Origin of the sequence: Spongisporangium articulatum (assembly GCF_044465595.1) — a bacterium.
GTDB lineage: Bacteria > Actinomycetota > Actinomycetes > Actinomycetales > Kineosporiaceae > Spongisporangium > Spongisporangium articulatum.
The window spans coordinates 34234-48222 of record NZ_JBITLV010000003.1 but is presented as its reverse complement, the minus strand read 5'-3'; the positions used below and the strand labels follow the sequence as shown (position 1 = coordinate 48222).

The 13989-nt window shown below is 71.6% G+C and carries 13 protein-coding genes; 8 read left to right on the top strand and 5 right to left on the bottom strand.

Annotated elements, in window-relative coordinates:
- Window positions 1-2: 2 nt before the first annotated feature.
- The 4 genes from ACIB24_RS09895 to ACIB24_RS09880 form a co-directional block, all read right to left on the bottom strand.
- Window positions 3-839, bottom strand: a complete 837-nt coding sequence (locus ACIB24_RS09895; RefSeq protein ID WP_398278942.1) for a hypothetical protein — start codon at window positions 837-839, stop codon at window positions 3-5.
- Between the two features lie 11 nt (window positions 840-850).
- The gene (locus tag ACIB24_RS09890; protein WP_398278939.1) at window positions 851-2026 is read right to left on the bottom strand and encodes an alpha/beta fold hydrolase; all 1176 of its coding nucleotides are present in this window, start codon (window positions 2024-2026) and stop codon (window positions 851-853) included.
- Window positions 2027-2031: 5 nt separating this feature from the next.
- Window positions 2032-2586 (bottom strand): PadR family transcriptional regulator, encoded by a 555-nt coding sequence (locus ACIB24_RS09885; protein WP_398278936.1) that lies wholly within the window; start codon window positions 2584-2586, stop codon window positions 2032-2034.
- Between the two features lie 93 nt (window positions 2587-2679).
- Window positions 2680-3438 (bottom strand): TetR/AcrR family transcriptional regulator, encoded by a 759-nt coding sequence (locus tag ACIB24_RS09880; protein WP_398278933.1) that lies wholly within the window; start codon window positions 3436-3438, stop codon window positions 2680-2682.
- Window positions 3439-3740: 302 nt separating this feature from the next.
- On the opposite strand from ACIB24_RS09880, the gene ACIB24_RS09875 reads away from it, so the two are divergent.
- From ACIB24_RS09875 to ACIB24_RS09865, 3 genes are all read left to right on the top strand, one after another.
- Entirely contained in the window at window positions 3741-3881 is a 141-nt protein-coding gene (locus tag ACIB24_RS09875; protein ID WP_398278930.1) for a hypothetical protein, read from the top strand.
- 48 nt (window positions 3882-3929) lie between these two features.
- Entirely contained in the window at window positions 3930-4715 is a 786-nt protein-coding gene (locus tag ACIB24_RS09870; protein WP_398278927.1) for an SDR family oxidoreductase, read from the top strand.
- Between the two features lie 210 nt (window positions 4716-4925).
- Complete coding sequence (locus ACIB24_RS09865) at window positions 4926-7283, top strand: phosphoketolase (RefSeq protein WP_398280390.1); 2358 nt, start codon at window positions 4926-4928, stop codon at window positions 7281-7283.
- A 22-nt stretch (window positions 7284-7305) separates the two neighbouring features.
- On the opposite strand, the gene ACIB24_RS09860 is transcribed toward ACIB24_RS09865, so the two are convergent.
- Complete coding sequence (locus ACIB24_RS09860; RefSeq protein WP_398278924.1) at window positions 7306-7890, bottom strand: hypothetical protein; 585 nt, start codon at window positions 7888-7890, stop codon at window positions 7306-7308.
- Between the two features lie 159 nt (window positions 7891-8049).
- On the opposite strand from ACIB24_RS09860, the gene ACIB24_RS09855 reads away from it, so the two are divergent.
- From ACIB24_RS09855 to ACIB24_RS09835, 5 genes are all read left to right on the top strand, one after another.
- Window positions 8050-8526, top strand: a complete 477-nt coding sequence (locus tag ACIB24_RS09855; RefSeq protein ID WP_398278921.1) for a nitroreductase/quinone reductase family protein — start codon at window positions 8050-8052, stop codon at window positions 8524-8526.
- A 73-nt stretch (window positions 8527-8599) separates the two neighbouring features.
- Window positions 8600-10918 carry a transketolase-like TK C-terminal-containing protein gene (locus ACIB24_RS09850; RefSeq protein WP_398278918.1) on the top strand — a complete coding sequence of 773 codons (2319 nt, stop codon included), beginning with the start codon at window positions 8600-8602 and terminating at the stop codon, window positions 10916-10918.
- On the top strand, window positions 10915-12213 hold the full coding sequence (locus ACIB24_RS09845) for a PucR family transcriptional regulator (RefSeq protein WP_398278915.1): 1299 nt from the start codon (window positions 10915-10917) through the stop codon (window positions 12211-12213). The genes ACIB24_RS09850 and ACIB24_RS09845 overlap by 4 nt, the downstream gene beginning before the upstream one ends.
- A gap of 135 nt (window positions 12214-12348) precedes the next feature.
- A complete protein-coding gene (locus tag ACIB24_RS09840) occupies window positions 12349-13326 on the top strand; it encodes a fumarylacetoacetate hydrolase family protein (RefSeq protein ID WP_398278912.1) in 978 nt (325 codons plus the stop codon).
- 3 nt (window positions 13327-13329) lie between these two features.
- A complete protein-coding gene (locus ACIB24_RS09835) occupies window positions 13330-13977 on the top strand; it encodes a VOC family protein (protein WP_398278909.1) in 648 nt (215 codons plus the stop codon).
- Window positions 13978-13989: the final 12 nt, after the last annotated feature.

Here is a 13989-nt window from a genome sequence, read left to right as displayed (position 1 = left end):
CCTCAGAACCCGCCGTCGAACAGGGCCAGCAGGGCCGGCGCGGGGTCGCGCGCGACACCCGTGTTCGCGACCAGCAGCAGGACGGCGAAAAGCGCCGGCAGCGCTGTGAACCCTGCCGCCCAACCGATCACCCGTCGGGTTCGGCGGTCGGCCGATCGCGCCCGGCCGCGCCAGAGCAGCACGCCGAGGCCGACGGAGGCGATCAGGAGGACGACGGCGATCACCGCCATCGCGACGTGGTAGCGGGCGCAGTCGCCCACCATGACGTCGAGCGCAGGTGGGGTGTAGCCGTCGACCCGATGAGAACCCGCCAACTGGAGCCTTGCCTGGGCCAGTAGTCGGGTGGTGGCCGGGTCCGAGGTCTTGTCCAACTCCATCGGCAACAGGGACGAGAAGGGCGCCACGGCCCCCTGCAGGTTGGCCATGACCATCGCCAGCACGAACGCCGTCGACAGCGTGACGGCGGCGCCGACCGCGCCGAGCGCGGCCCGACGTCCCCGAGGGCGCCCGCCGGCTCGCGCGAACTCCCTCCAGAGCCGGACGGTCAGCACGCCGAGCACCCCCAACAGCAGGATGGCCACGCCCGTCTTGATCAGGTGGAACCGCAACCAGTAGTCGACCACGTGCTGCAGCGCGGGCGGGTAGTTGCGGGCCCCCGAGCTCCAGTAGCCGGCTACCGCGGCGCGGAAGGCCGCACCGATCTGGGCCCGGTCGTGCAGGCCGCCCCCGGCCAACCGCTGCGGGGCGAGGAACACGGCGCCGGTCAGAGCCGCGGCGGCCACGGTCAGCATCGCCGGGGTGCGGGCCCCGAGGGGCCGCGTCGTGGTCGGCTCGATCATGGGGATTCTCCTCAGTGTGCTTGCGGCGCAGCCGGGTACGCAGCCGAATACGCGGCTGCGCGACGATCCAGCCAGGTGCCGACGGAGTCGATGCTGCGGTTGATGACACCGAGGTGGTCGGCGCCGGCGACGATCTGTGTCGTCGCCCGGGGCGCGTGCCGGGCGAAGGTGCGCACCGCGGCGGGGTCGAAGACCTCGTCGTCGGAACCGACCCAGACGCCGACCGGCCGGTGCGTGCCGGCCAGGACGGCCGCGCTGTGGCCGGCGTTCTGGGCGATCGCCATCGTCGAGGTGTAGCGGCTGACCAGCCCGGCCCGATGGATCTCCGCCGGCGCGTAGGCGAAAGCCACGGCGTAGGCGTGCGCGTCGAGCAGGCCGCCGGTCAGGACGTCGGCGATCAGGACCCGGTGGCTGATGGTGGCGAAATTCGCTGCTTCCGAATGTCTTTCGGTCCCGGAATGCAGCCCGAAGTCGGGGGCGAGGTACACGTACCCGGCCACCTCGTGGTCGATGCGGCTCTCGCTGTTGAGGACGAGGCCGGCCCCGGCCGAGTGGCCGCCGACGTACTCGGGCAGCCGCGGGTTCGTGTGCTTGACGAAGTCGACCGCGGTCCGGGTGTCCGCGAACATCTGTCGCCGGCTGGGTGCGTCGCCGCGCCGTCCGCCGGACTTCCCGTGACCGCGCATGTCGAACAGGTACGTGGCGACGTGGTAGCGGTCGGCCACTTGGCGTCCGAAGTCCAGGTAGCCGGCGCCCTCGTTGGCTCCCGACCCGTGGTAGAAGACGAGCGTCGCGACCGGGTCGGCCGGGACGTCGGCGAAGTACGCGAGCCGGGTGCCGTCGCTCGCCCGCAGGTACCCGGTCGGGTCGGGCTCCGGCGGTGTGGTCGGGCTCTGGTCGTCGGACAGCGCCGGGGCGTTCGCCGAGACCGGGAGGTTCGCCGGCACGAGGGCGACGACGAGCCCGGCGCCGGTGAGACCGGCCAGGGCGGCGGCGGTCAGGGGAACGGCCCGTCGTCCGCTCGTGGCGCCTGGGCGGCGTAGCCGGGCGACCAGCCACCAGAGCAGCAGCCCGACCGCGACGAGGGCGCCCCCGAGCACCCTGGTCAGGGGTCGCGCCTCCGGACCGCATTCGATCGCCCCGGTGAGGACCGAGCCGAAGCCCCCCAGCGTGAGAATGACTCGCATGACGGTCACGGTCGGCTCCTGGACAGGTCGGCCTCGACCCGGTCGCACCAGTCGATCGCCGTCTGGGCGAACTCGAGCCCGTAGTCGCGGATGTAGTCGGGGGTGGGCAGCGACGCCTGTCGTTCCTCGTCGGTCCAGCCGGTGCGGGTGGCGACGGAGGCCAGGTGATCATGCAGCCACCGGAACGACTCGCGGCGCTCCTGGATCAGCCGGACCGCCTCGGCCCGGTCGAGCTGTGCGGCGAAGAGGATCTTGACCAGATTCTCGTCGCGGGTCTGCAACGCCTTGGACGGTTCCCGTAGCCAGGCCAGGAACGCCTCCCGGCCCTCATCGGTGAGTCTCCAGAGCTGGCGGGCGCGCGGGCCCTCGGGTGGGTCCACCGTCTCGATCAGCCCACGAGCCGCCAGCAGCTTCAGCTGCGGGTAGAGCTGACCGTCGCTCACGCCCCAGAAGAAGGAGACAGCCCGTCGGGCCGCCTCCCGGATCTCGTAACCCGAGCGCGGATGGGTGGCGAGGAAACCCAGGATCGTGCGAGCCGTGGGTGTGAGTTCTTCAGACATGAATATCCCTCTGGTAGAGCTATCTCTGGGAGAGATATTAGATCGGAGTGCCGCCCATGTCGACCGCCCCCGGGACGGTACGGATGGTGTGGTCTAGCGCGGTCCGCCAGGCCCCGTACCCGGCGCCGAGCTCGCCAGCTTCGACAGCAGCTCGCCGAGCAGTGCGACCTCGCCGGGCGACAATTCCGTGTCACCGGCGTCGAGCGAGGCGCGCAGTCGGGCCGCCAGCAGCGTTCGCGCGCCGGCGGCGTCGTCGCCCGTCGTCTCGTCTTGGGCGGCGAGGACGCTGGTCAGGATGGCCTCGCGCGTGGCGAGGGACAGCTGGGCATCCCTGTGGCCCGGCGGTTGGGCGATCAGCGCCAGCGTGATGCCGACATTGGCGGCCAACAGACGTTCGGCCGCCTCCTGGGCCGTCGTCAGCAGCCGTCCGTCGGCCGCGAGCTCGCCGAACAGCCTGGTCAGGCGCTCCAAGGCGGGGCCGGTGATCGCGCAGGGGATCCCCTCGCGAACCCGCCCGTAGAGGAGTGCGTAGTACGCCGGGTGGTCCAACCCGAAGTCGACGTGCTTCTCCCAGCCGGCCCGGACCCTGTCGAGCGCGTCCCCGGAACCGTCGTCGAGGTACTGGCTGAAACCGTGGTTGAGGACCTCGTCGACGAGGCCCTGCTTGTTGCCGAAGTGGTGGTAGAGCGTCGGGGCCTGGACCCCGGCGCGGGCGCAGATCTCCCGGGTGGAGGGCTCCGCGGGGGCTTTCTCCTCCAGGAGTTGGGTGGTCGCGGTCAGCAGACGGTCACGGGCGGAGCCGATGCGTGCGGCGGCTTCCGGTGTCTCGTCTGTCTCATCGTCTCGGCCCACGTGAGTCAGTGTAGCGATGTGTAACGCGATGCAGGAGCCTGCTATACACCGCTATATAGCGCTGCTACATTCACTCGTGTCAGGCACCCGTGAGGACACTGAGAGAGCGGAACAACCAATGGACGACATCACCCTGCCCGTGGCCGTCGACACCTTCGTCGCGGCCACCAACGCGCATGACGCGGACGCGCTGAGCGCGATCTTCGGCGACGGGGCCACCGTGCGCGACGACGGAAGGACCCACACCGGGGCGGCCGAGATCGGCGCGTGGATCCGGAGTCACCTGATCGCCCCCCCGGATCGTGCTCACCCCGACCTCGTTCGAGGGCGACCGGCTGGTGGCTTCCGGGGACGGCGATTTCCCGGGTGGTCCGCTGTCCTTCGCGTTCGTCTTCGCCATCGAGGACGACCGCGTCACGGATCTCGTGATCGACCCCGTCTGACCGCCACCGGCCAAGGGCTCGACGGTTCACGTTTCAGAGGAGAGGGAGATGTCTGGTTCAGGTCGCGATCGGCTCGACGGTCGCCGGGCGCTGGTCACGGGCGGGTCGAAGGGGTCGGGCAAGGCGGTCGTCCAGAGACTGCGGGAGATGGGTGCCGATGTGTACACCACGGCCCGGACGATGCCCGAGGGGTACAAGCACCCGGACCGGTTCATCGAGGCGGACACCTCGACGATCGACGGCGTCGACGCCGTGGCCGCCCGAGTCTCCGAGGGAGGCGCGCTCGACATCCTCGTGCACGTCGTCGGTGGGTCGTCGACGCCACCCGGCGGCTTCGCGGTCATCACCGACGAGCAGTGGCTCGCGGAGTTGAACCTCAACCTCCTCGGGGCCGTGCGACTGGATCGAGCGCTTCTGCCCGCGATGATCGAGGCCGGGTCGGGCTCGGTGCTGCACTTCACGTCGATCCAGCGTGAGATGCCTCTGTATGACGCGACTCTGGCCTACGCCGCGGCGAAGGGCGCGCTGCGTACCTACAGCAAGGGGCTGGCCAACGAACTGGCGCCGCGCGGTGTGCGGGTCAACGCGATCAGCCCGGGCGGGATCGAGACCGAGGCCTACGAGGCTTTCGTCGACCGGCTCGCGGAGGGCAACGGACTGGCCCGTGAGGAGGCCAGGCGATCGATCTTCGACTCGCTCGGGGGAGTGCCGCTGGGGCGATTCGCGACGACCGACGAGATCGCCGACCTGGTGGGGTTTCTCGTCTCGGACCGCGCGGCGGCGATCGTGGGCGCCGAGTACGTGATCGACGGCGGAACCGTCCCGACGGTCTGAATCGACACGCCCGACGTTGGGTGGGGCGGGCTCTGATGGTGGAATGGGCTCCTCGGCCTCGTGACGGAGGAGCATCCCGTGACCGCAGAAGCGCCCGCCACCGGAACCCCCGCGTCGATCGGAGGTGACACCTCCGCGGACGACGTCAGCACCGGTTCGGGGGAGACCCGCGCGCCGTCGGGGTACACGCTCGACGATGTCGACGGGCCGCTGACGCGGCCCGAACTGGAGGCGCTCGACGCCTTCTGGCGGGCGGCCAACTATCTGTCGGTCGGGCAGATCTACCTGATGGACAACCCGCTGCTCACGCACCCGCTGCGCGCCGAGGACGTGAAGCCGCGGCTCCTCGGGCACTGGGGGACGACGCCGGGTCTGAATCTCGTGTACGCGCACGCGAACCGGGCGATCCGGGAACGCGACCTGCAGGCCGTGTACGTGATGGGGCCCGGGCACGGCGGCCCCGGCCCGAACGCCTGCGCCTGGCTCGAGGGCACCTACTCGGAACTGTCCCCGGAGATCGGGCCCGACGGTGAGGGGATGCGCAAACTGTTCCGGCAGTTCTCGTTCCCCGGTGGCGTCCCGAGTCACTGCGCGCCCGAGACGCCTGGGTCCTTCCATGAGGGCGGGGAGCTGGGCTACTCGCTGCTGCACGCCTACGGTGCGGCCCTCGACGACCCCGACCTGACGGTGTTCTGCGTGGTCGGTGACGGCGAGGCCGAGACCGGGCCGCTGGCCACCAGCTGGCACGTGAACAAGCTCATCAACCCCGCGACCGACGGCGTCGTGCTGCCGATCCTGCAGCTGAACGGCTACAAGATCGCGAACCCGACGGTGCTCGCGCGCATCCCCGAGCCCGAGCTGCTGTCGCTGCTGCGCGGCTACGGGTACGCGCCGCGCGTCGTGGCCGCCGACGTCGACACCAACCCGGCCGTGGCGCATCAGGACCTGGCCGCCGCGCTCGACGCCTCGCTCGATGAGATCGCCGCCATCCGTGAACGGGCCCGCGCCGGCGACCTGAGCCGCCCGGCCTGGCCGATGATCGTGCTGCGCACCCCGAAGGGCTGGACCGGCCCGCCGGTCGTCGACGGGCAGCAGGTCGAGGGCACCTTCCGGGCGCACCAGGTGCCGCTGGCCGCGACCCGGACGGACGACGTCCACCGGGCCACGCTCGAAGGCTGGCTACGCTCCTACCGCCCGGAGGAGCTCTTCGACGAGACGGGAAGGCCTGTCGCGCAGGTCGTTTCGCAGGTGCCGGCGCCGCCGCGCCGGATGAGCGCCAGCCCCGTCGCGCACGGGCAGCGGCAGCTCGCCCTCGACCTGCCGGACTTCCGCGACTTCGCGGTGGACGTCGAGCGGCGCGGCGTCTCGGCGCACGAGGCCACCCGGGTGCTCGGCTCGTTCCTGCGGGCGGTGACCGAGCGGAACCTCGACCGCTACCTCACCTTCGGGCCCGACGAGGTGGCCAGCAACCGCCTGCAGGACGTTCTCGAGGTCGGTGGACGCCGCTGGCTGGCCGAGGTGGTGGACGGCGACGACCGGCTCTCGCCGCGCGGCCGTGCCCTCGAGCTGCTCTCGGAGCACGTCTGCCAGGGCCTGCTGGAGGGCTACCTGCTGACCGGCCGGCACGGCGTCTTCACCTGCTACGAGGCCTTCATCCACATCGTCGACTCGATGTTCAACCAGCACGCCAAGTGGATCGAGGCGAAGAAGAAGGTGCCGTGGCGCGGCCGCGTCCCGTCGCTGAACTATCTCCTGACGTCGCACGTCTGGCGGCAGGACCACAACGGCTCCACCCATCAGGACCCAGGCTTCCTCGACGTGGTGATGAACAAGAAGCCGGACGTCGTGCGGGTCTACCTGCCGCCGGACACCAACTGCCTGCTGACGGTCATGGACCACTGCCTGCGCAGCCACGACTACGTCAACGTCGTGGTGGCAGGGAAGCAGCCGCAACTCGACTACCTGCCCATGGACGAGGCGGTGCTGCACTGCGAGCGCGGCATCGGGATCTGGGACTGGGCCGGCACGGAGCAGCCCGGCGCGGCGGGCGAGCCCGACGTCGTCCTGGCCTGTGCGGGCGAGATCCCCACGTTGGAGACCCTCGCGGCCGCGTCGATCCTGCGTGCGGAGCTGCCCGACCTGACGGTGCGAGTGGTCAACGTGGTCGACCTGATGCGGCTGCAGCCGGAGACCGAACACCCGCACGGCCTGCCCGACCGCGAGTTCGACGCCCTGTTCACCACCGACCGACCGGTGATCTTCGCCTTCCACGGATACCCGTGGCTGGTGCACCGGCTCACCTACCGGCGAGCCAACCATCACGGCCTGCACGTGCGCGGCTACAAGGAGAACGGCACCACCACAACGCCTTTCGACATGGTGATGTTGAACGACCTGGACCGGTACCACCTGGTGCTCGACGTCATCGACCGGGTGCCCGGGCTCGGCGCGCGGGCGGGCGGTCTGCGTCAGCGGATCGTGGACGCGCGGCTGCGGGCCAGGGCCTGGACCCGCGAGCACGGGGAGGACATCCCCGAGGTCGCCGGCTGGACCTGGCCCGCGGAGTGAGCCTGTCGCGGAACCGCCTGTCTCAGTGGAGGACCGGGAAGTCGCGTACGACCGGCAGTCGCCGCCAGAGCCGGCCCAGACCGACCGTGTCCTCCGCGCCGGCCAGGGCCAGGGCGACGAGCAGCCCGGCGTAGATCAGGTGGTCGTCCATGAAGACGTTGTTCTCCGGGGGCAGGACGACGGTCCACATCATGACGAGCAGGAGCGCGCCGCCGGCCGCGGCGATGCGCATCGCGACGCCGGCGATCAACGCGACCCCGATGCCCAGCAGGCCGATCATGAACAGCCAGTCCGCCCAGGCGTCGCCCGCGATGGAGTGGTACAGGTCGGTGAACGGTCCCGTGGCCGCGTGGGCCAGGAAGCCCTCCGTCGGCGACCCGCCGTTGACCCACGCCTGCGCCGAGGTGGTCTCGTGGCCCAGGCCGAAGGTCTTGTCCAGGAACGCCCACAGGAAGACCCAGCCGAGGCTGATCCGCACGGCGGCGAGGACGTAGTGCAGCGCACGGGCGCGTGGCGTCCGGTCGTGGACGACGGCCGACGGGCCGGAGACCTCGACCGTGAGGGAGGGCTCGTGGGGGTGGCGACGGCGGGGAACGGTGAGTGCCATGGTGACTCCTTGACCGAGGATCGCTGGTGCTACCCACGTTCCGGCGGCCCGGGGGTGGGGCGACAGGGTCTGCGAGCACGACCGGCCCGGGACCTTGGTCCGTGCGTCGCGAGTCGTGCGACCGTGCCCTCCGGGGCCCGGCGAGGCCACGGTGGTCGGATGGAGACCACGATCACCCGGCACGTCCCCCCGCAGCACCTGATCGATCTGATCAACCCGGTCGTGCGGGCCGCCCTGCGCTCGCGGGCGCACGCACCGCTGGACGACGCCCTGCTGATCCTGCACGTCACCGGCCGTCGCAGCGGCCGCACGCTGGACATCCCCGTCACCTACCACCGGTTCGGCGACGAACTGCTCGTCGTCACCCAGCACACCTGGCGTGCGAACCTGCGCGGTGGCGCCGAGGTCCAGGTCACCCTGCAGGGCCGTTGCCGCACCATGCACGCCGAGGTCGACGAGGACCCGCGCTCGGTCGCCGCCACGATCCTCGAGCTCGTGCGCCGGGACGGGCTGCACGCCACCCAACGACTGGTCGGCCTGACCTTCCATCCGGAACAGGTGCCCGAACCGGCGGAACTGGAGGGGGCCGTCCGCCGGTTCGACCTGGCGTTCGTCAGGCTGACTTCATGTCGTTGACTGACAGTCAAGGATTCTCCTAGAGTCCCTCGGCGGGGCGGCCCACCGGAAGCCCGCCCCGGATGGAGCCGGAATGTCCCTGATCGACGGAATCGCGACCCGACCGGTGGACCTGGCCACGCTGCGGGAGGTGTCCCGGCGGGTCCTGTGGCTGTCCACGGCGATCGTGGACGCCGCCAACCATGGCCGCCCCTCCAGCGGGTTGAAGGTGGGTGGGCATCAGGCGTCGTCGGCCTCGATGGTCGACATCATGGTGGCCCTGTGGTTCCAGGAGCTGACCGCGGCCGACCGGGTCTCGGTGAAGCCGCACGCGTCTCCGGTCCTGCATGCGGTGAACTACCTCCTGGGCGACCTCGACGAGGCCCACCTGTCGACGTTGCGGGCGAAGGGTGGGCTGCAGTCCTACCCATCCCGCCTGAAAGACCCCGACACCGTGGACTTCTCGACCGGCTCGGTGGGGATCGGGGCCACGGCGCCGGTCTGGGCGGCCCTGAGTCACCGCTACCTGCGCTCACACCGCGCCGACACGCCCGAGGCCGGCCGGTTCATCTCCCTCCTGGGGGACGCCGAGCTCGACGAGGGAGCCGTTTGGGAGGCCGTGGCCGACCCGCAGGTGTCCCGACTGGGGGAGCTGCTGTGGGTGGTGGACCTGAACCGGCAGTCGCTGGACCGGGTCGTGCCCGACATCCAGATCGACCGGCTGCAGGGGATGTTCGCGGCGGCCGGCTGGGAGGTGATCACCCTGAAGTGGGGCCGGTCGGTGTCGGCGCTGTTCGACCGGCCCGGCGGGGCGGCCCTGAGACACCGGCTGGAGTCGATGCCGAACGAGGAGTACCAGCGGATGCTGCGGGTCGCCCCCGCCGAGGTCTCGCAGCGACTCCTGGCCGGCGCCGACGGGATGCCGGACCCCGGGCTGCGGGAGCTCGTCGAGTCGCTGCCCGCGGACGACCTCGCCGCGGCGGTCCGGGACCTCGGCGGGCACGACCTCGGGCTGCTGGTCGACGCCTTCGGATCGGTCGCCACGGACCGGCCCACGGTCGTCTTCGCCTACACGGTCAAGGGCCGTGGGCTTCCGATCGAGGGGCACCCGAACAACCACTCGGCGCTGCTCACCGAGGCCCAGCTGGCGGACCTGGCCGTGCGGTGCGGGGCCGACGTCCAGCAGCCCTGGCAGCCGTTCCCGCCCGACAGCCCCGCGGGCCGGTTGTGCGAGCGGCGCGGGCAGGACCTGCGTCGCACACCGCCGGCGCCGCCGCCGCGGATCGCGATCCCGGCGGCCCTGGGCCACCCCTACCGCAAGCCGGTCTCGACCCAGTCGGTCCTCGGGCGGGTCCTCGCCGACCTGCCCCGCGACGCCCCCGATCTGGCCGCCCACGTGGTCACCACGAGTCCGGACGTGGCGTCGTCGACCAACCTGGGCGGATGGATCAACAAGACCGGCGTGTGGTCCGTGGCCGAGCGGCACGACTGGTTCGCCGACGACGCCCAGCGCACCCTGCGCTGGTCGGAAGGCCTCGGCGGGCAACACATCGAGCTGGGCATCGCCGAGGTCAACCTCGTCAGCCTGCTCGGCGAGCTGGGCGCCACCTGGAACCGCTGGGGGCAGCGTCTGATCCCCATCGCCACGCTGTACGACCCCTTCGTCGGCCGGGCCCTGGAGCCCTGGTCGTACGGCATCTACGCGGGCGGCCAGTCGATCCTCGTCGGCACTCCCTCCGGCGTGACCCTGGCGCCGGAAGGTGGCGCCCACCAGTCGATCACGACACCTTCGATCGGTCTGGAACAGCCCGGCTGCGTGGCCTGGGAGCCCGCCTTCGCCGAGGACCTCGAGTGGTGCCTGTTGCACGCCATGGACCAGGTCGGCGTCCCCGGCGGGACGTCCGCGTACTTCCGGCTGTCCACCCGGGCCGTCGACCCGGCCCTGGCCCGCGTCCCGGAGGGGCCCGAACTGCGCGAACGTCGCCGGCGCCAGGCCGTCGCCGGCGGGTACCGGATGCCTGCCGCACATCAGCCGGCCCCGGACGACGTCACCCTGGTGGGCGTCGGCGCGATCATGCCCGAGGTGCTGGCCGCCGCCGACCTGCTGGCCGCCGAGGGGGTGCGGGCCGGCGTGGTCTGCCTGACCAGCCCCGACCTGGTCTTCCGCTCCTTCCAGGCTGGTGGGGGCGTCGTCCACGACCTGTTCCCCCGCGAGCACCCGGCCCCCCTGGTCACGGTGCTGGACGGCCACCCGCACACCCTGGCCTTCCTGGCCGGGGTCCGCGGCGACCGGATCCGGTGCCTGGGCGTCACCGAGTTCGGCCAGTCCTCGGACCTGTCCGACGCGTACGCCCTGCACGGCATCGACACGACGGCGATCACGGCCACCGCCCTCACGCTCCTGGGCCGATGAATTCCGGTCCCTCGAGCTGGCTCGACCGGCTGTCCCCGCGCGACCCCGCCGCCGTCGACGATTCCCTGCTGCCTCCGGGGGTTCTGACCGGACTGGTCGAGGAGGTCGGCCCGCGGGCGGTGGCCTGGGCGGTGGAACTCGGTCAGGGGATGGCCGCCCGCATTCTCGAGGAGCTGCCGACGTTGGCGGTCGAGGGCGTCGTCCAGGAGATCCGCACCGGGTGCGAGTCGGTGGCCGTCGGGGCGCTGGCCACGGTGGCCGGCGGACAGCCGCCGGCCTGGGTGGCGGCCCAGCTGCTGCAGGGCCCGGCCGAGCTGGTCGGGCGTGGCATCGGGATGGAGGAGATGCTGCGCAGCATCCAGGTGGCGCAGTCCTTCGCCGCGCGGGCGGCCGTGGCCGCCGTCCAGGACGTGGTGCCCGAGCCGGAACGGTTCGCCCAGACCCGGTGGGTCCTGGACCTGATCTTCGGCGCCGCCGAGCAGGCGGCCGCCGCCCTGAGCCGCGAGTTCGCCCAGGCCCAGAAGGCGTGGCTGACCAGTTCGTCGGCGGTACGCCAGGAACTGGTGCGGGAGATCGTCGCGGGGGAACCGGTGACCCCGTCCAGGTCGTCCCGGACGCTCGGCTACGACCTCTCCCGCCAGCACACCGCCCTGATCCTGTGGGTCGAGGCCGAGGAGGCGGATCCCCGCGAGTTGCCTCGCCTGGCCGAGGACCTGCTGCGGGCCCAGGGCTGCACCGCCAGCCTGGTGCTGCCGGTGGGACGTCGTCGCGTGTGGGCCTGGGGGTCGGGGCTGAGCGCGCCCGACACGACCCGCCGGGACGAGTGGCCGCCCCCACCCGCGGGGGTGAAGGTGGCTGCGGGCCTGCCCGGCCGGGCCGGGGTCGAGGGCTTCCGGCGCAGCCACCTCGAGGCGGTCGAGGCAGCCGCGGTGGGCGAGCGCTCGACGTCCGGCCGTCGCCTGTTCCGCTACGAGGACGTCGACGTCCTCGTCCTGCTCCTGCAGCAGCCCGAGCTCGCCCGCGAGTTCGTGCGCCGCGAACTGGGCGCCCTCGCCGGGCCGGGGCCGGCCACGGCCACTCTGCGGGCCACCCTGAAGTGCTACCTGGACGTCGAGCGCAGCCTCACCGAGGCCGCCGCCCGCCTTCAGGTCGCCCGCAACACCGTCTCCTACCGCGTGCACCGAGCCGAGCAGCTGCGCGGCCTGGACGTCGCACAGCGGCGGATGCCGTTGCAGGCCGCGCTCGCCCTCGCGGCCGAGTTCGACGACCTGGTCACGGAAGGCCCGGCGACGTAGCGGGACCTGGCTCCTGAACCAACGGCGGCGTCAGTCTCTGGGGTCGAGCCCAAGCGCTGGCCGGCCCCTTCGGCGTTTGCTGGATGCGTGCGCCTGTGGGCGTACGACCCCGCACCCCGGCCGATGGAGGCTCTCGTGGTACCGCACCTCGCCAGGTTCCACCAGGCCGGCTCCGTCGACTTCGGGCTGGTCGTGGACGGCGGAATCGTCCCGTTCCGGGAGCGGTACGCGACGCTGCCGGAGCTGATCGAGGCCGAGGGCCGCGACGTCCTGGCGGCCAAGCTGTCGGACCGGCGGCTGGGCCTGGACGAGGTGACCCTCCTGGCGCCCACGACCCTGCCCTGCCGGGTCCTGTGCCAGGGGGTGAACTACCGGCAGCACGCCATCGAGTCGGGCCTGGATCCCGATCACCGCGCCTTCAACCTCTTCTTCGACAAGACCGACGCCGCCGTGACCGGCCCCCTCGATCCGGTCGTGCGGCCCGGCCACGTCCGCCTGCTCGACTTCGAGATCGAGCTGGCCCTGGTCATCGGCAAGCGCATCGACGCGCCCGTGGAGGTCACCGACGCCAACCTGCACGAGTACGTCTACGGCGTCGTCATCGCCAACGACCTGTCGGCCCGCGACGTCCAGCTGCCGCAGGGGCAGTACCTGAAAGGCAAGAGCTACCGCGGGTTCTGCCCGGTGGGGCCCTACCTGGCCGTCCTGGGCGCCGACACCGTCGGCCTGCTCGACGACCTGGACCTCCGCCTGGAGGTCAACGGGCAGGTCCGCCAGGAGGACAACACCCGCAACCTCGTGTACCGGCCGGCCGAGACCCTCACCGAACTCAGCACGTTCGCCAACCTCGACCCGGGCGACCTGCTCCTGACCGGCACGCCGCACGGGGTCGTCGCGAAGGCGCCCCACCCGATCGTGCACCGCCTGGCCCGTGCCCTGCTCCCCGAGGACCGCCTGTGGTCGGCGTTCGTCCGGACCAACCTCTCCAAGCCGTACCTGCAGCCCGGTGACGTCGTGGAGTCGACCATCCGCAGCCGGGACGGTCGCATCGACCTGGGTCGGCAACGCAACCGCATCACCGCCCCCGAACCGTCTCCCGCCGGAAAGGCCTGACCGATGAGCACCGAACAGCCCGACGCGCCGACGACCTTCTACCGGGACCAGAAGTTCGTCCCCGACCTGCTGGCCCACTTCGTCGTGAAGACCGCCCGCCCCGAGGCCATGATCCGCTGGTACGGCGAGGTCTTCGGCGCCGAGGTGGTGCACCAGGACAAGCAGATCGCCTTCCTCACCTGGGACGACGAGAGCCACCGGCTCGCGCTGGTCAAGGTGCCCAAGGTGCTGCGCTTCGTCTTCCCGTTCGCCCGGTACCGCCGGAAGGCCTACGGGGTGGACCATCTCGCGTTCACATACCACTCGATCGAGCATCTGCTGGTGACCTACAAACGGCTCAAGCGCGCCGGCATCCTGCCGGTGTGGACGATCAACCACGGCCCGACGACGTCCCTGTACTACGAGGACCCGGACGGCATCCGGCTGGAGTTCCAGGTGGAGAACTTCGCGACCGCGGCCGAGACCGCACAGTTCTTCGGCAGCCCGGAGTTCGCGCAGAACCCGATCGGCGTCGAGATCGACCCCGACTACCTGCTGGAGCGGCTGATCCGGGGCGACGAGCCCGCGACGCTGCTGCGGCCCGGCGCCGGCACCCGGCCCGGCACCACCCCGCGGGCCAACAAGCGCACCATCACGTGGAAGACCCTGTGACCGAGGCGGTTC

Bases quoted from the DNA above. Each gene is read 5' to 3' on its own strand.
- ACIB24_RS09895 (WP_398278942.1), bottom strand. From the start codon at position 839: ATGATCGAGCCGACCACGACGCGGCCCCTCGGGGCCCGCACCCCGGCG.
- ACIB24_RS09890 (WP_398278939.1), bottom strand. From the start codon at position 2,026: ATGCGAGTCATTCTCACGCTGGGGGGCTTCGGCTCGGTCCTCACCGGG.
- ACIB24_RS09885 (WP_398278936.1), bottom strand. From the start codon at position 2,586: ATGTCTGAAGAACTCACACCCACGGCTCGCACGATCCTGGGTTTCCTC.
- ACIB24_RS09870 (WP_398278927.1), top strand. From the start codon at position 3,930: ATGTCTGGTTCAGGTCGCGATCGGCTCGACGGTCGCCGGGCGCTGGTC.
- ACIB24_RS09860 (WP_398278924.1), bottom strand. From the start codon at position 7,890: ATGGCACTCACCGTTCCCCGCCGTCGCCACCCCCACGAGCCCTCCCTC.
- ACIB24_RS09855 (WP_398278921.1), top strand. From the start codon at position 8,050: ATGGAGACCACGATCACCCGGCACGTCCCCCCGCAGCACCTGATCGAT.
- ACIB24_RS09850 (WP_398278918.1), top strand. From the start codon at position 8,600: ATGTCCCTGATCGACGGAATCGCGACCCGACCGGTGGACCTGGCCACG.
- ACIB24_RS09845 (WP_398278915.1), top strand. From the start codon at position 10,915: ATGAATTCCGGTCCCTCGAGCTGGCTCGACCGGCTGTCCCCGCGCGAC.
- ACIB24_RS09835 (WP_398278909.1), top strand. From the start codon at position 13,330: ATGAGCACCGAACAGCCCGACGCGCCGACGACCTTCTACCGGGACCAG.